The organism is Streptomyces sp. NPDC090045 (genome assembly GCF_044747975.1).
Classification (GTDB): Bacteria; Actinomycetota; Actinomycetes; order Streptomycetales; family Streptomycetaceae; genus Streptomyces.
This window is the reverse complement of record NZ_JBIVFA010000033.1, coordinates 1-22,154: the sequence shown is the minus strand read 5'-3', so window position 1 is coordinate 22,154 and position 22,154 is coordinate 1. Positions and strand designations below refer to the sequence as shown.

Annotated in this window: 14 protein-coding genes and 2 pseudogenes; 10 read left to right on the top strand and 6 right to left on the bottom strand. The window is 69.1% G+C overall.

Translation table 11 applies throughout. The annotated features are described in order from the left end of the window. Positions 1-247 precede the first annotated feature (247 nt). A complete protein-coding gene (locus ACIPYQ_RS40940) occupies positions 248-1,435 on the top strand; it encodes an IS110 family transposase (RefSeq protein WP_401259754.1) in 1,188 nt (395 codons plus the stop codon). 82 nt (positions 1,436-1,517) lie between these two features. Continuing rightward, positions 1,518-2,078: a YrhB domain-containing protein gene (locus ACIPYQ_RS40935; RefSeq protein ID WP_401259752.1), complete on the top strand. Its 561-nt coding sequence runs from the start codon at positions 1,518-1,520 to the stop codon at positions 2,076-2,078. Between the two features lie 368 nt (positions 2,079-2,446). Here the strand turns inward: ACIPYQ_RS40935 and ACIPYQ_RS40930 are convergent, their stop codons facing one another. The 6 genes and pseudogenes from ACIPYQ_RS40930 to ACIPYQ_RS40905 form a co-directional block, all read right to left on the bottom strand. Further along, positions 2,447-3,619: a putative PEP-binding protein gene (locus ACIPYQ_RS40930; RefSeq protein ID WP_401259751.1), complete on the bottom strand. Its 1,173-nt coding sequence runs from the start codon at positions 3,617-3,619 to the stop codon at positions 2,447-2,449. A 488-nt stretch (positions 3,620-4,107) separates the two neighbouring features. Beyond that, positions 4,108-5,991, bottom strand: coding sequence for an FAD/NAD(P)-binding protein (locus ACIPYQ_RS40925; RefSeq protein ID WP_401259750.1), 1,884 nt, complete (start codon positions 5,989-5,991; stop codon positions 4,108-4,110). A 77-nt stretch (positions 5,992-6,068) separates the two neighbouring features. Further along, positions 6,069-6,356 (bottom strand): annotated as a pseudogene (locus tag ACIPYQ_RS40920) (hypothetical protein); the annotation flags it as partial. A 10-nt stretch (positions 6,357-6,366) separates the two neighbouring features. After that, a pseudogene (locus tag ACIPYQ_RS40915) lies at positions 6,367-6,960 on the bottom strand (IS630 family transposase); the annotation flags it as partial. A 341-nt stretch (positions 6,961-7,301) separates the two neighbouring features. Continuing rightward, positions 7,302-8,984, bottom strand: a complete 1,683-nt coding sequence (locus ACIPYQ_RS40910) for an MFS transporter (protein ID WP_401259749.1) — start codon at positions 8,982-8,984, stop codon at positions 7,302-7,304. After that, positions 8,981-9,229, bottom strand: a complete 249-nt coding sequence (locus tag ACIPYQ_RS40905) for a twin-arginine translocase TatA/TatE family subunit (protein WP_401259748.1) — start codon at positions 9,227-9,229, stop codon at positions 8,981-8,983. The genes ACIPYQ_RS40910 and ACIPYQ_RS40905 overlap by 4 nt, the downstream gene beginning before the upstream one ends. 224 nt (positions 9,230-9,453) lie before the next feature. On the opposite strand from ACIPYQ_RS40905, the gene ACIPYQ_RS40900 reads away from it, so the two are divergent. From ACIPYQ_RS40900 to ACIPYQ_RS40865, 8 genes are all read left to right on the top strand, one after another. After that, positions 9,454-10,542 (top strand): DUF1702 family protein, encoded by a 1,089-nt coding sequence (locus tag ACIPYQ_RS40900; RefSeq protein WP_401259746.1) that lies wholly within the window; start codon positions 9,454-9,456, stop codon positions 10,540-10,542. A gap of 74 nt (positions 10,543-10,616) precedes the next feature. Further along, entirely contained in the window at positions 10,617-12,473 is a 1,857-nt protein-coding gene (locus ACIPYQ_RS40895; protein ID WP_401259745.1) for an FG-GAP repeat domain-containing protein, read from the top strand. Then, entirely contained in the window at positions 12,470-13,516 is a 1,047-nt protein-coding gene (locus tag ACIPYQ_RS40890; RefSeq protein ID WP_401259744.1) for an enediyne biosynthesis protein UnbU, read from the top strand. Before ACIPYQ_RS40895 ends, ACIPYQ_RS40890 begins: the two co-directional genes overlap by 4 nt. A gap of 48 nt (positions 13,517-13,564) precedes the next feature. Next, positions 13,565-19,459, top strand: coding sequence for an SDR family NAD(P)-dependent oxidoreductase (locus ACIPYQ_RS40885; RefSeq protein ID WP_401259742.1), 5,895 nt, complete (start codon positions 13,565-13,567; stop codon positions 19,457-19,459). After that, positions 19,377-19,838 (top strand): acyl-CoA thioesterase, encoded by a 462-nt coding sequence (locus ACIPYQ_RS40880; RefSeq protein ID WP_401259740.1) that lies wholly within the window; start codon positions 19,377-19,379, stop codon positions 19,836-19,838. The genes ACIPYQ_RS40885 and ACIPYQ_RS40880 overlap by 83 nt, the downstream gene beginning before the upstream one ends. Further along, on the top strand, positions 19,831-20,529 hold the full coding sequence (locus ACIPYQ_RS40875) for an NADPH-dependent F420 reductase (protein WP_401259739.1): 699 nt from the start codon (positions 19,831-19,833) through the stop codon (positions 20,527-20,529). Before ACIPYQ_RS40880 ends, ACIPYQ_RS40875 begins: the two co-directional genes overlap by 8 nt. 366 nt (positions 20,530-20,895) lie before the next feature. Beyond that, positions 20,896-21,165 carry a hypothetical protein gene (locus ACIPYQ_RS40870; protein WP_401259737.1) on the top strand — a complete coding sequence of 90 codons (270 nt, stop codon included), beginning with the start codon at positions 20,896-20,898 and terminating at the stop codon, positions 21,163-21,165. 172 nt (positions 21,166-21,337) lie between these two features. Next, complete coding sequence (locus ACIPYQ_RS40865) at positions 21,338-22,000, top strand: IS30 family transposase (RefSeq protein WP_401259736.1); 663 nt, start codon at positions 21,338-21,340, stop codon at positions 21,998-22,000. Positions 22,001-22,154 lie beyond the last annotated feature (154 nt).

Genomic DNA, 22,154 nt, shown 5'->3' with positions numbered 1-22,154 from the left:
GCCGCCCACACCCTCACATCACCAAAGAGCCCACCCATAACCTGACCAACGACCAGCCTGGCTACCAGTCACGCCAAACACCGTTGCAGTACTAGTTGGCTGCCGTCCGTGGCTGCAGTGGCTTGGCCGCCCGGCGCCCCACGACGACCCGGCCGCCAGATTGGGAAGTGCGACAACGATCGCTGCGTAAGGCCATGCCGGCGAGGTCGTCTGCGGCAGACCTGCACGCACGATCGTCTGGAGCACGATGAACCGGATCTGGGCCGGAATCGACAGCGGCAAGACCCACCACCACTGCGTCACCATCGACCAGGACGGCGCGAAACTGCTGTCCCGTCGGGTGCCGAACGGAGAGCCTGAGTTACTCCAGCTCCTCCAAGACGCCCTCGCTCTGGGAGGCCACGTCACGTGGGCGGTCGACATGGCCGGCGGCGAGCCTGCACTCCTCCTGGCTCTGCTCACCGGCCATGACCAGGAGCTCCTCTACATCCCCGGCCGGGTCGTCAATCGGGCCAGCGACGGATATCGCGGCGAGGGCAAGACCGACGCCCGCGACGCACTCGTGATCGCTGACCAGGCCCGCATCCGCCGGGACCTCAAGCCGATGCGACCCGCTGACGAGGCCACCATCGAGCTGAAGATCCTCACGAACCGCCGCACGGACCTCGTCCGTGACCGCACCCGGGCCATCAACCGCCTGCGCTCCACGCTGACCGGCATGTTCCCCGCCCTCGAACGCGCTCTCGTCCTCACCAGCACCGGCCCGCTCATCCTCCTCGACGGCTATCAGACGCCAGCCGCGATCCGCCGTATGGGCACCACCCGTCTGACCCGCTGGCTCCGCGCTCGAGGCGTCCGCACGCCGGAGGAGCTCGCGACGACGGCAGTCGAGGCCGCCGAACAGCAGCACACCGTCGTCCCCGGCGAGATGGTGATCGCCCAGCTGGTGCGGACCCTCGCCGCTGACGTGCGGGTGTTGAACGACAAGGTCGCGGAGATAGACCGGCTCATCGAGGACCGTTTCCGCGCCCACGATCTCGCGGAGATCATCACGAGCATGCCCGGCATCGGACCGCTCCTCGGCGCCGAGTTCCTCGCCGGAGTCGGCAGCGATCTCACCTTCTTCGCGACCCCAGACCGGCTCGCCGCGTTCGCCGGCCTTGCGCCGGCGCCGCACGACTCGGGGAAGAAGAGCGGCAACCTGCACTGTCCCCGCCACTACCACCGCGGTCTTCAGCGTGTCTTCTACATGTCTGCCCTGACCAGCGTCCGCTACGACCCCAACTCCCGGACCTTCTACGACCGCAAACGAGCCGAGGGCAAACGCCACACCCAGGCTGTGATCGCCCTCGCCCGCCGCCGTATCAACGTCTTGTGGGCTCTGATCCGTGACCGGCGCCTCTACGACGTCGTAGCACCCGAGCCGGCCAGCTAGCCGTTGTCGCGACGATGGGACTTGTCACTGCGGGCCCAGAAACTTGCTGGTCAGCATCGGATCCATCGTGGATGCTGCACGCGTGATCGAGCGAGAGACCGCGGTTCGTATCGTCGAGGAAGAGCTGGACCGCGAGGACCAGAAGTGGGCGGCTCGGGGCGTGGCCCCGGTGCCCACAACAGTGCTGCATGTAGAGGAACACGAGCTGGTCTGGAAGGTCTACTGGCAGTCCGAGGAATACGCGCGCACCCGGAATCCCGCCGCGATGCTGGTCGGTCACGGCCCCTACCTGGTGGACCGCCTCGACGGAGGGCTGCACCAAATTGGAGCGGTCTCCGAGATTGAGGGAGCCTGGGAGGCTGACTACCGCGTTCGCATCCGTGGGCTGGCCGTCCGCACCCCTGTGGACGATCTACACGATGAGATACGCGAAGCTGCCGCCGTACGTGGGCGCATGCAAGCGGTACGCATCCTGCGCCGGAGGCTGCCGATGCTTTCTCCATCGCAGGCCCTCGAGTACGTGAGTGCGTTGCTGCAGGCCGATGCCCCAGCCCACCTTGTGGCTGTCGCCGCTGAACAACTCATCGAACCCATGAACCCAGTGCTCGCCGTGCAGACCATCCGTCAGGGACGGCTCGGTTAGTGGAACCGACTCACGAAGGTTGACTTCTCCATTGGGAAGCCACTCCCGCACAACGGGAAAACCTCAAGGGATGCCGTTTCCTTCCTCCGGCTTCCTGCTGAGCGGGACTCTGGCCGGCCCCGTCCATGCGGTGCTCGGAGGGGTGCTGGGCAGTGTTCTGGCGGACCCACGTACTCAGCGTCTCCCCGGTGATCCCGAGCTCCGCGGCCACCACCGCGTACGTGCGCCTGCCACCGCCGGCTCCGTACAACGCGACGACGTCCTTCCGAAACTCCGACGGATAGGGAGGCCGGCGTCCCACCTCGACACCCCTTCCTGGACCTTCAAGTTCCGTTGTCAGGGTGTCCACTCCAAGGATCAGCCTCATATCAAGGTTGCCCCTGAAGGAGCACCTGCTGGAGTTCGGCGGTACACATCATGAAGCCGTCCGGCGTCGGCAGGCGTTCCAGGTAGTGAACGAGATCCGCACCCAACGCGAACACCCTCACCGGGGTACCTGCGGCATGCGCGGACTCCACCACCCTGCGCACTCCGTCCAGGACGGCGGGGTGCCGGGGCTGGTAGGAATCGGCCACCAGGTGGTTGGTCCGGTCCGCAGCGAGGTAGAGCTGCACAAGGTCCTTCGTGCCGACGAACAGTTCGCTGGCGCCCTCGGCGCAAATCGCCGCGGTGGCGTGCACCGCTGCGGGTGTCTCGATGAACGCGGACAAGGGCACGTCCCACGGCACCTCAAGGTGCGTCCTGAGCTGGGCGAATTCTCTCTCATCGTTGAGAAACGGAACCGAGAGGTGTACTCGGCCCGCATCCTCACCAAGCCGATTGCGCAGGGACCCGAGCGCGGCGTGCAGCGCGTCCCGGTAGGCGGTCGAGCCCAGCAGCCAGCGAGTGCCGTGCAGGCCGAGCTCGGGGTTCGGTTCGACCGCCACTGGGGCCAGCTCGGTGATAGCAGCCGCGTGGTCGGAGCGGAGGTCGAGAAGCCTCAGGACCAGTCGCTGGTCAGGCAGGAGTGCGTCAACGAAGGTGCACAGCCGGTCCGCGACGGCCTGCCCGTAGACCGCAATGTCGGCAGGGCCACCGTTCAAGGAGTCCAGTGGCCGCAGGGCTGCCGCCATGCAGAGGAACTCCTCCCGGATGAAGAAGGAGTCGACCCGCTCCGCGTTGGGGCTGTACCAGTTGATCGTGTGGATGTCCTGCAGGTCCGCGATGACTGCACACGCCGAGCCGAGATCGTCCAGCGAAGGGCTTCCGACCCACGACCCCGAAGCCTCGGTCCTCGCGTTGGAACCGATGACGATCGATTGGCTCTCGAGGTCCAGCGTCACTTCGCCGGCCAGGTCAGCGAGATCTGCTTGGTCGACGCGGAGCACGGGAATTCCCCTACCACGACAGAGGGACTGCATGTGGCCGGTTAGCCCCCCCGAACTGCAGACGACCGCCCGCGCCGTCACGATCGCGTCGTACAGACCCGCGTCAAGACCAGGGGCGACGAGGATGGATCCCTCGAGTGGAGTTCTTGTCCGGTTGCAGGTGCCTCGTAGCACACTCTGTACACCACCGGCCAAAAGGAATCCCTGAATCCGTCGCCCATTCAACTAGTCACTCCACCGGTTTCGTGGTCTATCCAGCCGGTTCATCGGCGGACCGTCGTCGGAGTAGCTGCGACGGGCTGTTGCCCGGCGACGTCGGCGTCAGATGGACCAGTGCAGCAGTCTTGCAGCTGTTATGGCGGGTGCATTGAAGGCAGCGCCGAGCAGGTGGCGTATCTTTGAGATTGTCAGCGTGATCGGATCGCTGGTGCTGTCGGGGTTGTGTGGCTCGGCGGGCCGGTCCGCGCTCGGAGCGCTCGGCCGGACCGTCCCGCGATCCGGGCCATGGGCTGGTCGAAGATCGCCCGTCGGCGGGCAGGGTCTGCGCTATGACCTACGGGCCACCTCACGACCCCCAGAGTTCACATAACCCCCGATGATCACGCGGTGGGTGTACCCAATCCCATCTGGGTCCAACCCAAGATTGCAAAACCACGGGAATACTATTCTCCGAGGTCTTCGGCGTTCGCTATCCCCAGTTGTCGACGCAGTTGGCGTGGTGTCACGGTGACGTCGGTGAGTCGTTCGACGGCGGTCCGGTTCACGACCACCCTCATCAGGTGGTCGAGCCGGGAACCATCCTTCGGAAGGGTCGGGAATTCACCCATGGACTTGATAGAGGCGTCCAATTTGGAATCGAACAGTTCCCGCTCACTTCGAGTACGCGTGGCCAACCTCCTCACCTCCAGAACCACGGCCCTCTCGAATCCACCCCGGGCCGATTCCTCCATACTGATAACACCGCTGTGGAATCGAGCAAGGCTTTGAGCCAACCCGTCTTCATGTAGTTCCAGTTGCTCGACAACGTACGCGGCGACCCCGATTGACTGGTTCTTGATGGAAGCGAGATTGAAGGCGAAGGCACCGGTTCGGCCGTTACGCACGAGCTCGTCGCCCTCTCTCAGCACACCGACCGCGGAGACCGGGCCTACTGGCTCCCTGTCGGGACCCAGTAGCGTGCCCCGTTCGTCGACCTCCAAGCCACGCCCGGTGCGCTCATGGGGTACCGCGATCCTCTTCCGGAGGAGATTCCTCCAAAGCGGCTGGCCAACCCTGCTGTAGTCCCACTCTCTGCCGAAGTTGGATACCACCAGGTCGGCCTCGATAGCGTGCCTCTGCTTGGAGGTCTCGACCGAGACGACCAACCGCCCAGACTCCGTTGGCGTGATCCGCTCCACTTTGCCGACGACGAGTTTCAACAGCCCGTCTGCGGGGTGCATCGCGCGCTCGATGATCGCCATCGTGTACTCCACCACGCCGACCCGGAACGCGGCTATCGCAGTACCGAACTCGTCTAGCAGGCGTCGCAGTTCCGCAGAGCGAATCCGCTCAATGGCCTTGGGAAGATGCGGCTCCCACGCCTTGGCCACCCGCTCCGCTATCACCGCCGGGTGAACTCCGGGGTGATCCCGAGCGACCGTCGAGCACGCCGCCTCCCACTCGGACCGAACCCGGGCCAGGAACTCCTCCCGATTCTGGTACGGCTCCAGCAGTGCCTTCGGGCAGGCCAGTTGCAATACCCCGTGCTCGTGGCCTGCCGGGTACGTCCGGAACATCGTCCCGGTCCTGGAGATCAGGTGGATCCTTCCTGTGTGGCCCTGGCGCAGCAGAAGGCCCGCCGAGTCATATGCGCTCAGAACGGATCCGACGATCGCGACGGTTGCTTCGGATGGGAGTGCCACGAGCTTGCGGACGCCGGCCGCGGAGTACGGGTTCCGCACGAAGGACGGGTGCCTGAGCACCTCGGCGGCGAAAGGCGGTTCCCTGAGTTCGAGACCAGTCGCGAGAACGACGTGTTCGGCGAACAGCAGAATCGGTTCTGGGCCCCGCTCGACCCCGAGCCGGCTCGCCGACAGCTGGCATATCGTCACATCAATTCCTGCTGAATGTACTTCCATGTCGACCGCCTCGCCGTCCACTTCGACGAGTACGACGCCGGGACAGGCTTCCCGCCTGGCCTCGGCCAGCCGCTCGATCAGGTAGTCCTGGAAGATCCGTCGTGGCGCCGGCCCCTGCTCGACGAACTCGTACTCGGCCCACTGCGCTGGCCAGTCCCGCCGGTCTGCCTCAAAGTTGGCCCACCGGACGAAGTCGAGATCGTCCTCCCGGAACACCGACATGCGACCCGCCTGGATGTTGAACACATGGTCCCAGGGGTTGCCCGCCCGGTGGTAGGCGACGCCAGCGGACCTGTAGTCGGAACGCCGCTCCAGAAGGACGATTTCGAGTGACCTGCGCGCGAAGCGGAGCAGTCGAATCGCCGTGGCGGTGCCAGCCAGGCCCGCCCCGACTATCAGCACTCTTGGGCACGCGCGTGTTCGGCTCATTGCAAAGCCCTCCCCCTTCGTCGATGAGAACCCGACTCTGCTATCTCACACCCGGCTGGGCTTGTCCAGCCGCTAGGCTAGGCCGTCTTGGGGAAGTCACGGGCGGCCAGCCACTTGATGTGGTCGCCCGCGATCTGGTCGATGCTGCTCTCGGTGGTCAGGTGGTGTTCGCGGCGGGTGGTGTCGCGACGGACGCTCTCGTATCCACCTTCGTCCAGAAGGGCCACGGAGGCGAACTAGGCAGGATCGTCCTGGTCGGGCTGGATGACAACGAACGTGTTGTCGGTGTCGTTGAGCTCACCGATCAGCTCGAACAGGGCGTCTTCGGGCGGATCGTCGACGTGGTCACCGTTCTCGCTGTCTGCGCAGTTTTGATCAGAAACTCAAAGGGTTCTCGTCCAGCACGTAGCGGACGTGCGTGCCGCCGAAGTAGCCGCAGACGATGTGTGGTCGACACTGGCGTCTGTGGAAGAATCTGCGGGTTTCGGCGGCCAGTTCAGCCTGCTTCCTGACCCGGTGGGTGTGGGCATGCTGCGTTTGAGGCCGGCGTTGACCAGCTTGTCGGGGTTCAGCTCGGGTGAGTACGAGGGCAGGAAGTGCAGCTCGATCTGGTCCTGGTGGCTGGCGAGCCAGTCCCGGATAGTCTTCGAGCGGTGGGCTGAGTGCCGATCGACGATCAGGTGTATCTTTCCGGTCGAAGTGCCCGACAAGCCGGGCGAGGAAGCGGTACATGACCTCCGCGTCGAACGACTCGGTGAAGACCATGAAGTGCATCCGCCCGCGGGTGCTGATCGCGGACATCGCATTCACGAAGAACCGGTTCCCGGTCCGGCGGACGATGGGAGTCGTACCCTTGGCGCCCCAGGTTCGGCCGGTGACCTGGTCCGAGCAGATCCCGACCTGGTCAGCGAAGAGGAATTCGCCGTTCTCCCCCTTCGCCCTGGCCCGGATCGTCGGCCAGGTCTCCTGCCCGGTCCCGGCCCTCCACCAGCGCGGACACCGCCAGCAACCGCGCGGCCTCCTGCGCATCAGGGCGACCAGGCCCGCGCATCTCCCACCAGAGCATTGACACACCGTCAATGAACCCCAACCCAAAGTGTTTCGGATCAGTATGTGCCCTGGAAGTGTCCTGGTGATCTCAGAGAGCGATCGGCTTGGCGAGCACGTCGTTGATCGAGGTCCTCAAGGAGGAGGTGGGGGATGACGGAAGCTGTGCGTACTCGGTGCCATGGGGTCGTCATGGAAGCGACGTGGGCGGAGTCGAGAGCGCTGGTCCTCGGCGAAGGTCCGGGCAGCGCATGCGATCACGCTCAGGCGGATGCGGAGGCGTTGCCTTCCAGGGCCGAGGTGGAGATCTCCTCCAGGGATCGTGAACGGGTCTCCACGCCCGAGAGGGCGATCGCGACGGTGGCGAGGGCGACCGTCACCGCGCCGAGCAGGGCGGTGGTGCGAAGAGACGGCGGGGCCACGGCCGCCACGACCACCGCGATCATCAGCACGCCGCCGACCTTGGTGACCGCTGCTGTGAGCCCCGAAGCCTGCGAGCGAATCGCCGTCGGGTACACCTCGGCGGTATAGGCACTGAGCACCGCGACGGCCGAACCGGCTGACCAGATGGGCACGGCGAGCAGCAGGTGCAACGGCAGCGGGTGCACGGCGATCCGGTCACCCACCGCTGCCAGCGTCATCATCGAGACCGCGGTGCAGGTGCCGAGGAGCACGAGTGTTGCCTTGCTGCTCCACCGTCCGTACAGCCAAGCGATGACGAGGTTGAAGGGCAGTCCCAGCAGTGCCGAGTCCCGCAGGGTGGTGTCGGCGGTCAGCTCGGAGAAGCCCAGGCGCTGGAGGTCGGACGGGATCCACAACTGGAAGCCATGGGTCACCAGGCCGATCCCGAGGGCGAACACCACCAAAGGGAGACTGGCTCTGGCGTAGGGCGTCAGCAGCAGCCGCAGGTAACCGTCGTGGGCGGAGGCCGCGGGGGCGTCTGCCGGAGGCTGGGCGGAGACCAACCGGGCGCCGTAGCGTGCAAGCACGGCCTCAGCGTCGGCGGGTCGTCCGCAGGCGGCAAGAAAGCGTGCGGATTCCGGGATCCAGCGGTTGAGCAGCAGCAGGAGGAGGCCCGTGGGGAGTCCGAGCAGCCACAGCACTCGCCAGCCGAAGTGCGGCACCAGCAGTGACGCCGCCCAACTGGTCAGCACGTAGCCGCCAGCAGTCCCGACGCCGCCGACGAGAACGACGAGCCAGCCACGCTGACGGGTCGGCACGGTCTCCGTCAGCAGGGTGAAGAGGAGCGGAAGCATGCCGCCCGCGCCCAGCCCCATCAGGAAGCACATCACGAGGTTCATCCAGAACTGCGGCATGGCTCCACACACGGAGGTCGTGAGAAAGACGACAGCGGCCAGGATGATGGAGGGGCGGCGGCCGATTCGGTCGCCGAATCGACCCCACAGGAAGGAGCCGATGACGGTTCCACTGATCCCGGAGAGCGGCAGCAGCGCGACGGGAAGGCTGCCGTGCGGATGGACCGGCGAACGCAACCCGTATTCCTGGGCCATGCCCGGTACGACAAAACTCAGCGACAGGGGCTTCATGACGTCGATGGCCACGGCGAGCACCATCACGACCGTCAGCGCCCAGTGTGCTCGCGTCAGCGGCACGTCGTCGGCGAAACTCACCCGGAGCGGCCCCGGCTTGTAGTCGCCGGGCGCCCGACGCAGGCCGACGATTCCGTAGACGCACGCCGCCACCCCGGCCAGGATGAAAACCATCCCGACCATCATGGTGATCATCATGGGCGAGCCCCAGGCACTGCCCGACATGGGGCGGGAATGTCCCGATGGGTGGGCGAGGTGCTCGTACATCGGCAGATGGCCCAGCGCACCCGCAAGGCACAGCAGGACGCCGCACCAGAACCAACTCGGCCGAGCGAAGGCGACGGGTCCTCCCGTCCTGTCATCGCCGTGCGCCGCGCCACCTCGGCCGCCGCTCATCCGACAGCCCCACCGCGCATGCCCACGGACCCCCACCTCTCGGACCGGCGCCAACTGAGAACTGGGGGCTCGGCCGACGTGGATGACGCCTCCTGTGCCGCCTCTTCGCTGCCGACGCGCGGCTCGGCCTTGAGGATGCGCAGCGACCTTCCGAGGGAGCGCGCGGTGTCCGGGAGCCGCTTCGCACCGAACAGAACCATGACGACCAGAGCAATGATGATTTCGATCAGAAGGTTCTCCTGCATCACGACCCTCTTCGGCTGGTGCGGGCGGAACGTTCTCGCGCCGCGACGGAATAGTTCACCGTCGTCATTTTCGGGGTTCTACGCGGTTGACCGGCGACCAAAGGGTGCGATTCACCTGTTTGGATGCAGGGCTGGTCAGTTGTACCCTTTCGGCGGATCAAGATAACGCCGGGTTACCCCGAGACTTTAGTCGGAATTGATGAAGTGCTGGAGGGGAATCAATCGTGTCGTTCTTGGCCCCAGGGGCTGGAACATCGCCAGTAACCTGCGGCGGTCTGCGTTCACGTGCTGTCCGGTTGCTGCAGCAGGACATGCAACAAGTCGATTTCGGAGTGCGCCGGTTCAGGCTCCGCTCTGGTCCGGCACGTAAGCGGCTGGAAGATTCTGGAAGAGCATTTCTCGAAGGATTCAACCACTCGGTGTATGCCCGGAACACGGACGCACTCGGCACAGCACTTGACAGTCTCCCAGAGGGATTCCGGGGTTTCGCTTTCGAAGGCGCGGGCATGGGTTGCGCGCTGCTCGATCTGCTCACCCTGTCCCACGGACGCCGAGTGCGGGAACTCCTTGAGGGACCCGGCGCCGACTATCCGCATCTGATCCATGTGGGTGCCGGCTGGGCATTCGGCAGACTGCGCCTGCACCCCTGGCGCGGACTGCGTGCCGGTGAGCCCCTGCTCCACTGGCTCGCCTGGGACGGATTCGGCTTCTATCAAGGGTTCTTTGACTCGGACCGGGTCGTGGCGGGGCAGCGGGTAGAACGGGGCCTCGACCCAGCGCAGCGTGCGGTGCGGGACCAGGGGCTCGGGCGGTGCCTGTGGTTCCACGAGTGCGCCGAACCCGAAGCGCTGGGCCTGCGGGTGGCCGAGTTCCCGCCGTGGCGGCGGGCGGACCTGTGGAGCGGCATCGGTCTCGCTGCGGTGTACGCGGGAGGCGATGACCAGGACGAACTGCGCGCGCTGGTCGAGGCGGCGGGTGACCATCGGGCCCACCTCGCCCAAGGCGCCGCCTTCGCCTGCGCGGCCCGGCTGCGTGCCCGTAAGCCCCTTCCCGAGCACTGCGGCACTGCGGCGGTGGCTCTCACCGGGGTGCCCGCGCAGACTGCGGCCGACTGGACTCACACCGCACTCGTGAGCCTTGGCCCCGCCCCCCGCACCGGAGATCACTACCGCCAGTGGCGGACCGGGATCAGGCGGCTGTGGGCGGATCACCACGCCTCCGACCCGTCCGATGGTGCCACGCAGCAGCCCGTGGAGGGCTCCCCGACCACTGATACCGAAACGGCCGCGCCCCGCTCCCGGAGGAGCCGATGAACTCGCTCGCCCGCTCTCTGAGGGCGCATGCTGCCAAGGCCGCGGCGCTCTGCTGCTGTCTTACGGCCTTCTGTTTGGCGGCCCCGGACGCGGTTCCTGCGACCGACCGGGCGGAGACGGCCGCACACTTCCACTTCACCGCCCACCCGCTGAACGACCCCGACCGGCCGGGCGACCGCCAGGTGCGCCCCGTGGCGCCGGCTTTCAGCCACATCCGGTCGTGGATCTCCACGGTCGGAGCGGGCGCGGGGCTCTTCGCCGCGGACGGCGGGACGGTCTCCCACGACGTGTGCCTGGTCGACCCCCGCACGGACACCGTCACCGTCCAACCCGCGCCCGGCACCAGGAAGCGTTACCGCCCCTTCATCCTCGAGGCGAGGGGCCTGTCCATGCCGTCGTACGCGGCCCCGATGGGCTGCATGCCAGCTGATCTGAACCAGGACGGCTGGCAGGACCTGGTGGTCTACTACTGGGGCCGCTCGCCCGTGCTCTTCCTGCGCGCCTCCGCTGTCACGCCCTCCCGCGCCGCCTTCGTGCCGCAGGAACTGGTTCCCGGCCACCCGGTGTGGAACACCAACGCCATGACCCTGGGCGACTTCGACGGTGACGGTCACCCGGACCTGGTGGTGGGGAACTACTTCGCCGACGGGGCACGGGTCCTCGACCCCACCGCCCGGCAGTCCTCGCTGCAGATGCCGTCCTCGATGTCCGACGCGCACAACGGGGGCACACTGCGCTTCTTCCGGTTCACCGGCGCACGCTCGGGCAGCACGCCCTACGCCCACTTCGCAGAAGTGCCCGATGCCTTCGGTCCCCGGCCGCTGTACGGCTGGACCCTGGCCCTGGGCACCCAGGACCTCGACGGCGACGGGCGGCCCGATCTCTACCAGGCCAACGACTTCGCCCCAGACCGGCTGCTGGTCAACGAGTCCCGCCCCGGCGCCCCAAAGTTCCGTCTCGCCGTGGGCACGCGCCACTTCACCACCCCCAAGTCCAAGGTGCTGGGCAAGGACTCGTTCAAGGGCATGGGGGTCGCCTTCGCTGACCTGGACCGCAGCGGCACACCGTCGATCCTGGTCGGCAACATCACCGAGCCCTACGGGCTTCAGGAGAGCAACTTCGTCTTCCGGCCCACCGCCTCCGGCGAGTGGCTACAGCGGCTGCTGCACCGCGGTGAGGCCCCGTACGACGACCACAGTGAGGGCATGGGCCTTGCCCGTTCCGGCTGGACCTGGGACCTGGTCGCCGCCGACTTCGACAACTCCGGCTATCCGCAGGTGATGCACGCCACCGGGTTCGTCGCGGGCCGGACCGACCGCTGGGCGCAACTGCAGGAGGCGGCAATGTCCAACGACCTGATCCTGCGCCACCCCGAACTGTGGCCTGATGTCAAGCCGGGGGACGACCTGTCCGGCCATGACCCCAACACGTTCTTCGCCCGTCTCCCGCAGGGCCGCTACGTGGATGTGGCCAAGCAGGCCGGGGTGGCTTCCACCGCCGTCACCCGCGGGTTCGCGGTCGGTGACGTCGACGGCGACGGGCGGCTCGACTTCGTCGCCGCCAACCAGTGGGGACAGTCGGTGTTGTACCGCAACCGGTCCCAGGCCGCGCCGTTCCTCGGCATGCGCCTGCGGTTGCCGGTGGGCCCGGCCGGGGCGACCACGCCAGCCATCGGTGCCGTCGCCCGGCTGCGGCTGCCCGACGGGCGGATCACGCAGCAGCAGGTGTACCCCGCCAACGGGCACGGCGGAGTGGCCGCTCCCGATCTGCTGTTTGGCCTGGGAGGCCAGAAGCTGGCCGGCCCACTGCGGGTGGACATCTCCTGGCGGGACACCGCCGGCGTCCGGCACGAGCGCACCGAAACCATGCGGCCGGGCTGGCACGACCTCGTGCTCGCCGCCGACGACAAGCGCCCGGAGGTCCCCGCATGACGATGGCACGCACCCACACCGCCGACTCCGCGTACGGCGCCGCGCCCCACGGGGTACCCGCGTCGGGGGCCGGTCTCAAGGACGAGGCCGCCTGCCGCCGCAGCAAGGCGCTGCGTCGTTTCGCCGCGTCGATCACCGCGGCGACCGTGCTTGGCCACACCGTGCTGGGCTTCGAACAGGCCTACGCCATGCCCGTCTTCGCCGTCTTGGCCGCGGTGACCACCGAGCTGCTGCTGGAGGCGATCGACGCCTGGGGGAAGCAGCGCACCCCCCGCTTTCGCGGATGCGCAGGCGAGGTGGCCGACTTCCTGCTGCCCGCCTATATCGGCGGCCTAGCCTGCGCGATGCTGCTGTACTCCAGCAGCCGTCTCTGGCCGACCCTGCTGGCTGCGGTGGTCGCCGTCGCCAGCAAGTACCTGGTCCGGGTGAAGGTCAACGGTGCAGCCCGGCATGTACTCAACCCCAGCAACACGGGCATCGTCGTGGTGCTGCTGCTTTTCCCCTGGGTGGGCATCGCGCCGCCGTACCAGTTCACCGAGTGGCTCGCAGGCTGGATCGACGCAGTGCCAACGATCGTCGTCCTGGTCCTGGGGACCCTGCTCAACGGCAAGCTGACCGGAAAACTGCCACTGATCCTCGGCTGGGTGGGCGGCTTCGCGGCGCAGGCACTGCTCCGGGGGGCGTTCACCGATATCTCCACCGTCAGCGCCCTGCTGCCGATGACCGGCGCAGCCTTCGTACTGTTCACCAACTACATGATCACCGACCCGGGCACCTCACCGTGGCGGGCACGCAACCAGGTCGTCTTTGGCGCGACCGTCGCCGCCGCGTACGGCATGCTCGTGCAGTTGCACGTCGTCTTCGGCCTGTTCTTCGCGCTGGTCATCGCCTGTGTACTTCGCGCGACGCTGTTGGCCCTGCTTGCGGCGCTCCGCGACCGCAGCATCCCGGCCCCGCGCCACGAGGCCGGACGGGGGGATGCCCAGGACACCCGTTCCACGGCCACTTCCGGCACCGATGCCGGTACCGCCGACGTGTCCTGAGCCTGTCCCCGAGTGGCACGTCCTGACAGGCCTTAAGGAGAGTTGCCGTTGTCCCCGTACGACTGCGCGGCTTCCCACGACGGCATCGCCGTCGTGGGGATGGCCTGCCGCTACCCCGATGCCGACGATCCCGCACAGCTGTGGGACCTCGTCCTGCGCAAGCGGCGCGCGTTCCGGCGGCTGCCCGCGGAACGCTTCGCCCTCGAGGACTACAACGACCCGACACGCCGCGCCCCGGACGGCATCTATGGGACCAGGGCTGCCGTGCTGGAGGGCTGGCACTTCGACCGGGACGCCTTCCGCGTCCCCGGCGCCGTACACCGGGCCGCGGACCCCGCGCACTGGCTGGCGCTGGAGACCGCAGCCCGCGCGCTGGAGGACGCCGGGGTCCCCGGCGGCGCCGGCCTCGAGCGCGACCGTGTCGCGGTGGTCATGGGCAACACCCTCACCGGCGAGGTCACCCGCGCCCGCACCATGCGGCTGCGCTGGCCGTACGTGCGGGCCGTGCTCGACGGCGTCTTGACGGAGGAGGGACTCGACCCGGCGCAACGCGAGAAGGTGCTGTCCCACACCGCGGAGCGCTACCTGGAGCCGTTCCCTGCCCCCGACGACGAGTTCCTGGCCGGCGGCCTCGCCAGCACCATCGCGGGCCGGATCTGCAACCAGTTCGACTTCCACGGCGGCGGGTTCACAGTGGACGGTGCCTGCGCCTCCTCGCTGCTCGCCGTGACCACCGCCTGTGGGCGGCTGCGCGAGGGCAGCGCCGACCTGGTGCTGGCCGGCGGCGTGGACATCAGCCTCGACCCGTTCGAACTCGTTGGGTTCGCACGGCTCGGCGCGCTGGCCGAGGAGCGGATGAGGATCTACGACAGGGAGGCCACCGGCTTCCTGCCCGGCGAGGGATGCGGGGTCGTCGCCCTGATGCGCAGCCGGGACGCGGCCGCCGCGGGGATGCCGGTCTACGCGGAGATCCGAGGATGGGGTATCTCCTCTGACGGCGCGGGCGGCATCACTCGCCCCGACCAGCGGGGTCAGCTCCTGGCGCTGCGCCGGGCCTACGCGCACGCGGGTGTCGACCCAGCCGTCACCGGGCTGCTGGAGGGCCACGGAACCGGCACGGCGGTGGGCGACGCGGTCGAGTTGCAGGCATTGTGCGCCCTACGCGCCGGGGCCCCGCGGCCGGCGGCGCTCGGATCGATCAAGGCCAACATCGGCCACACCAAGGCCGCGGCTGGCCTCGCCGGGTTGATCAAGGCATGCCTGAGCGTGCACCGCGGCGTGCTGCCGCCGACCACGGGATGCGACAGCCCGCGTGACGAACTCACCGGCGAGGACGCGGTGCTGCGGATCCTCGCCGACGAGACCGAGTGGCCGCCCGGGCCGCGCGTCGCCGGGGTGAGCGCCTTCGGGTTCGGCGGCATCAACGCGCACGTAGTGCTGAGCGAGCCACGGCACCCGGGACCGCGCCCACAGGCCACCATCCCCTGCGCCCCACCCCGAGCCCGTCGGGCCGACCCGGAGCAGGAGCTGATCGCGCTCAGCTCGGACGACCCCGAGGAGTTGTCGGACCGCCTGCGGCGCCTGTCGCGGCTGGCCCCGCGGCTGAGCGACGCGGAACTGCACGACCTCGCCTGCGCATGGGGTCGCGCACCCCACACCGGCCCGGTGCGCGCCGCCTTGGTCGCCGGTTCCCCCGAGCAACTCGCCCTGCGAGCCGAGGCCGCCGCGGCTGCCCTCACCGAGGCCGCGCCGGGCACGCTGGCCCGGCGCCCCGGGGTGTGGACCGCAAACGCCTCCCCGGGCCGGGTCACCTTGCTGTTCCCCGGCCAGGGGGCACCGCTGCGCGCCGACCCGGGCGCGATCGGCGCCGACCTGGCCGAGGCCGGGGCGAACGGGCTTCTCAGGGCTGACGGACCCGGTCCGGCCGCTGGCACGGCCGCCGCCCAGATGGTCGTCCACCGGGCCTCGCTGACGGGTCTGCGCTGGCTCGAGAAGCTGGGCGTGCAAGCCGAGGCAGCGCTGGGGCACAGCCTGGGCGAGTACGCCGCACTCGTCTGGGCGGGCTGCCTTGGCGCGCAGGAGAGCCTGGAACTGGTCGACCGGCGCGGCCGGACGATGGCCGAGCTGTGCGCTCCCGGTACGGGGATGCTGGCGCTGACCGTCGACGCCGCTGGTGCCGAGGAGCTGTGCCGGGGCACCTCGGTGGTGGTCGCCGCGTACAACGGGCCAATGGCCCATGTGGTCGCCGGACCCGCAGGCGAACTGTCCGCGCTGACCCGGCGCGCGGCCGAACGCGGGATCGACGCGCTGCCGCTGCCCGTGGCACACGCCTTCCACTCGCCCGCCGTCGACACCGCGGCGGAGAAATTCGCGCCCCTGCTCCGCGCCACCGCATTCGCGACGCCTCACGGCACGCTGCTTTCCAGCGTGAGCGGCGGCGTCTGCCGCGTCGGGGGCACGGAGCTGCAGGAGCTGCTGGTCGCCCAGATGACCGCGCCGGTACGGTTCTGGGAGGCGGTCCGCACGGCCTCCGCCTGGACAGACCTGTTCTGCGAGATCGGCCCCGGCCACACCCTCGCGGCCATGGCCGCCGCCCCCACCGGCGTGCCCACGGTGTCCCTGGACGTGGGTGCGCGAGGAGAGGGACCTCGCGCCGAGACGGCGGCCGCGCTCTTCGCCTGCGGTGCCCTCACCTCGGCCGAGGTGCTGTTCGAGGGCCGCGAGGGCCGCCCCCTGGACCCGTGGCGTCAGCGGGTGTTCATCGGGAACCCCTGCGCCCGGCCCGCGTCCGGAACCGCCACCCAACCGGCCGTCCCGGCCGCCCCGGTCGTGTCTGCTGAGCGGGCCGCGGCAGATGGGTCGACATCCACCGAGCGGCCCGTAGGTGTCGAACGGCGCGACGGGCAACCGTCAGAGGAGGATGTCGCCGGCATGGTTCTGCGCCTGGTGGCCCTGGCCACGGAACTCGATCCGGAGGCCCTCACGCCGGACCAGCGTCTACTCAGCGACCTCCACCTGTCGTCGCTGAAGGTCACCCAGCTGGTTACCGAGGCCGCCTGCGAGGCCGGCCGCGAGCCCCCGGCCGCTCCCTTGACCATGGCGGACGCGTCGCTCGCCGAGATCGTAGAGGTGGTGCGCGGGCTTCCCGAAGCCAGGGGCGGCGACCAGCCGGAGACGATCGTCCCGGGTGTCGCGCCCTGGATCCGCTGCTTCGCCGAGGAACTGCGTCCCGTCGCAGCGCCTGAGTGGCGCCCTACCGACCGCCCGGGCCGGGTCACCGTCGCGGCGCCGCACGGAGCGGCGCCCGGCACCGACGCGCTCCGGCCGCCGGGCGGCCTGCTGACGGGCCGGGCCGAACTGCTGTACGTCCCAGACGCGGAGGCGCCGGAAGGGCTCGCCGCGCTCCTCGGCGCGGCCCGCTCGGCCGTCGCCGGTGACCGTCGGCTCGTCTTGGTCACGCACGGTTCGGGCCTGTCCGGTTTCGCGGGGAGTCTGCACCAGGAACACCCGGAGCTCGGCATCACCATGCTCCGGGTTCCGCCGACCGAGGCGGGCTTGGCGACAGCCGCCGCCGTCGCGGGCGCCGAACCGGGGGTTCTTCGGGAACTGGTGGTGCGCGATGACGGCACCTGTGCCGAGCCGGTGGCCGTGCCGCTGCCTGAACCGGCCGCCGCCGAAACAGTGCTCGGCCCTGGGGACGTGCTGCTTGTCAGCGGCGGCGGCAAGGGTCTGGGCTTCGCGGCCGCCGCCGCCTTCGCCCGTACGACGGGCGTCTCGCTCGCTCTGCTCGGACGGGGTGATCCGGCCCGGGACGCGGCGCTGCGGCACAACCTGCAGTTGCTCGCCGAACTCGGCGCCACCGTCCGCTACCAGCAGACGGACATCACCGACCCGCACGCCACGGGGTGCGCGGTCGCCGAGGTGGAGCGCCAACTGGGCCCGATCACCGCCGTGCTGCACGCCTCCGGAATCAACCAGCCACAGCGCTTCGACGACCTCACCGAAGCCGACGTGCGAGCGCACCTGGCACCGAAGACATCAGGGCTCGCCCATCTGCTGGCGGCGGTGGACCGCAGCCGGCTACGCCTGCTGGTCGGATTCGGCTCAGTGATCGGCCGCTACGGACTGGCGGGCGAGTGCCACTATGCGCTCGCCAACGGCCTGCTGCGCCAGATGCTCGAGACCGAGGCCCGCGACCTGCCCGGATGCCACACCCTAGTGCTCGACTGGTCGGTGTGGGCTGGCGTGGGCATGGGTGAACGGCTCGGTGTGCTGGATCGGTTGACCCGCAACGACGTCACGCCCATCCCAGTCGAGCACGGATTGGACCTGCTGGTTCGGCTGGCCGCAGCACGGGGCCTGCCCGTGGCGGTGGCCGTGCACGGGCGCATGGGACTGCCACCGCGCGCGCTGCCCGCAGACGCGTCCGGCCACGCGGCCCGGTTCCTTGCCCGTCCGCGCATCCACTACCCGGGCGTGGAACTCGTTGTGGACAACGAGCTGACCGAGGCCACCGACCCGTATCTGCGCGACCACCGCGTCGACGGGCTGCCCGTGCTGCCCGCCGTCGTCGGGCTGGAAGCGATGGCCCAGGCAGCCTCCGTACTGGCGGGCCGGCCGCTGCGCCGCTGCCGTGAGGTGACGTTCGACCAGCCCGTCACGGTGGCGGCGGGTGCCACACGGACCGTGCGGCTGTGCGCGCTCGCCGAGGACGGCGCCGTCACCGTGGCCCTGCGCAGCGACGAGACGGCGTTCCGGGCGGACCACTTCCGTGCCGTGTTCCCGCTGGCGGACGGCGAAAGCGAGGCGGAGCCGACGGACGGCGCGCCTTCGCTGCCGCCGGTGACCGACGACGACCCCGAGGTCCCGGCCGCGGACCTCTACGGGCCGCTCTACTTCCACACCGGTCGCTTCCGGCGGGTCGAGAGCCTCCACGGCCTGCGGGCCCGGCAGGTCAGGGCCCGGCTGCGCTCGGCCGCCGAGGTGGACTGGTTCGCCGGGCAACCCGCCCAGAGTCTGCTCCTGGGCAGCCCCGGGCGCAACGACGCGACCATTCACGCGTTGCAGGCCTGTGTCCCGGGCCGACGGCTGCTGCCCGTGGCCTGCGCGGAGTTCCAGATCGCGGACCAGGGCTCGTCGGGCGCGGACTGCGACGTCACTGTGCATGCCCGGGAGCGCTGGTCCGGAGGGGGCGCATACGAATGGGACCTCGACGCCCTGGACGCGGACGGGCGAGTCCTGGTCCGCTGGCGCCGTCTGCGGCTACTGGATGTGGGCCGGCTGCCGCGCCGGGAGCGCTGGACCCGACCGCTGCTCGCGGTGCACCTCGAACGGGGTGCGCTCGCGCTCGGCCTGGACCCCGCCCTGACGCTCGGCATCGAGGCGACCACATCGAACGAACGCACCGTCCCCCCGTTGCGGCCACCGTACGGAACCTCGCGCAGCCACTGCAGTCCGCTGACCCTGACGGCCACGGCCCCGGCTGGTGTCGCTGTGGACTGGCAGCGGCTCGCCCCTGAAGAGGCGGACGGGGTGCGCTCGGCGCTCGGCGCCCCCTACGCAAGCCTGTGGACGCAGCTGCGTCTGGCGCTGGACGAACCGGACCACGCCATCGCGGCACGGTTGTGGGCAGTGGCCGAGTGCGGCGGCAAGGCGGGGTGCGGCCCCACCGCGCCGGTGACGGTAGACGGGGTCTTCGAGGACGACTGGGTCCGCTTTCGGAGCGGGCGTTCGCTCATCGCGACCATGGTGCTCCCGGCCCGACTGGCACCCGACGGCGCGGATGAATGGGAGGCGGGCACCGGCGACGGGCCGGGCGCGGTCATCGCCGTTGCCGTCATGACAGGAGCAGGAGGCACACATGTGGCAGCGCACGACGTACGACCACCGGCATCTGGTGATGCTGGAAGAGACGAACCTCGTCGGAAACGTGTACTTCAGTAACTACTTCCGGTGGCAGGGGCACTGCCGCGAGCACTTCCTGGCCGAGCGAGCGCCAGGGGTACTCAGAGCCCTGCATGAGGACTTCGCCATGGTGACCGTCTCCAGTCGCTGTGACTTCCTCGCCGAGCTCTATGCCGGCGACCAGGTGGAGGTGCGGATGTCGCTCGGCGCACGCGAGGCGAACAAGGTCACCATGCTCTTCGACTACTACCGGCTCCAGGGCGGGACGGCTCAGCTGATGGCCCGGGGCGAGCAGACCATCGCCTGCATGCGGCGGACCGCCGAGGGAATGGAGCCGGTGGACGCGCCCGAGGAGCTCGCCGAGGCACTGCGCCCTTACGAGCGGGAAACCGTCCTGGCGGTGGCCCGGAGTGTCTGAAGCGGACTGCCGCCCCGGTCGCGACGCCGCTGCGGCGTCGCCGCTGCCAGCGTGCACCGCCGTGGTGGGGTGCGGAGTTATGGGGTCCGCCCTGTTGCACGCCGCGCTGCGGCAGGGCCTTTACGTCCTGGCTGGGGTGCGCGAGCACCGTCGCAGACGCCCCGGTGTACCACCGCAGGTGGTGCAAATGGCGCCGCGGGACGCTGCGGAGGCGGCCGACCTCGTGGTGCTCGCGGTGCCGCCGGGTGAGCCGTTGCGGCAGGTGGCCGAGCAGCTGGAACCAGTGCTGGTTGGCAAGGTGGTGCTGGAGCTTTCCAACCCCGCGATGCGACGGCGGGACATGCCGGCACCGCACAGGTCCTGGGCGACGAGCGAGGCGGAGTTGCTGGCTCGGCGCCTTCCCCGGGCGCGCGTGGCGAAAGCGCTGAACACGGTCTCGGCCAAAGCCCTCAGAGGGCTTGCACCCGTGCCTGGCGGGGACTGGCGCCGACCGAGCGTACCCGTCGCCGTGGACGATCCGTCGGCGCAGCGACTGGTCTGCGCATGGGTGGAGGCGCTGGGCTTCGAGGCGGTGCCAGCGGGCCCCCTCGCGCATGCCCACTGGCTGGAGCACCTGGCCCAACTCCTGTGCCACATCGACACGCAGTCGGGCCGTACGGGCTTGGTGGGATGCCGGATTCTGCGCCCCTGAGCCGCTGCCAATCGTCCCCGGTTCCGGAAGCCCCTGTAATCTTCCCCGAGCCGCCTTCGAAGGAGGGCACGCATGTGCGCAGCGCTCGACTCTCATGGCCAATCCGACGGCGGGCAGGCAGATGCGAGGACGGTCGTCCCCTTGCTGATGCCTGCTCCGCACGTCCGCTCTCCGCGTGGAGATCCGTCGCGGGGTCTGTCCGACCCTCACTGGAAACGCAGCAGAGTGGCGCTGGTGTCCGAAGCGGGGGCGCCAAGGAGGACTTCCTCGCGCTGATGCACCGCCTGGCCGAGGCGGGACACCGGCTCTTCGCCGTGTACCTGTGCGGCCTGAACGAGACCCGTCCTCGACGCCGCCGCCAACGGTGTGGGTGCGCTGGCCACCCACCTGGTCGTCGCGATCACGACGGCGTGCGCCCGCAAGCCCGTGCACCTCGGCGGCGACTTGGCCGACGAGCAGCGCACCGTGAGCCAGCAGCGGCTTGCACGCAGCCACCTGATGAGCCTCGAGCACCTGGAGTGCACCCAGCCGCCGGACCTGATCTCGTCGTCGGGCTGCGAGCCGACCGCGTCCGGACGCAGGTGGTGGGCAGCGCGGAGAACCCGCTGGCCCCGATGGACCGCACGCGTGAACTGACCCGGCAACTGGGTGCACGCCACAGTGTCGTTTCCCGGCCGGGTCATGTGCCGCACCACGACAACCCCGACGCCCTCGCCGGGGACACTGAAGGCGTTCTTGGCGGAGGGGACGCGTGCCCGCCTCACGAGAAACGGTAGGCGCACTCAAACGGTCAACGCATCACCCATAGATGATCACGTCGTCATGGAGGTGCACGTGCGTGACTACGGGTTCTCGGCAGTCGATCAGGGCTCTTCGGACGGGCCGCCCTATCCACCAGCCCAAGGGCGCTCGGAAGCCGTCTGGGCGCGGAATCATCCGCGACATGGTGCCGATCAGTGCCCGCCCGGCCGAGATCGAGGACCGGGCGATCGCCGGCCACTGGGAGGGCGACCTCGTCATGGGCACACGCCCGTCCGCCATCGGAACTCTGGTCGAGCGGACCAGCCGCTACACAGCTCTCGTCGCTCTCCCGGACGGCATCAAGGCCCAACAGGTCCGACCGCACCTCACCCGTTTTTCGATCCTCGGCATCCCGACGCAGCTGCGGCGTTCCCTGACCTGGGACCGAGGCCGGGAAATGGCCGAGCATCGAAACTCCACCGCGGCCACGGGTGTTCCCGTCTATTTCTGCAAGCCCCGCAGCCCCTGGCAGCGCGGAATCAACGAGAACACAAACCAACTCCTGAGGCAGTACCTGCCCAAGGGCGCGGACCTCCGCAAGCTCAGCCAAGCCGACCTGGACGAGATTGCCGAGGAACTCAACCACCGCCCCCGCAATATCCTTGGTTACCGATCACCGGCCGAGGTCTACGCTGGCCTCCTGAACAGCGGTGATGCGTTGACCGTTTGAGTGCGCCGTACGTGCAAGTTTCCTACTGCACGTCAAGTGAAAAGCCCAGCACCAGGGAGGCCAGGGCGGTTCCTCGTACGCGTGCTTCGATCTTGGCGAAGGCCAGGTCGCGGGAGGTGGACGTGTCGTCGGCGAACGGTGAGAAGCCGCAGTC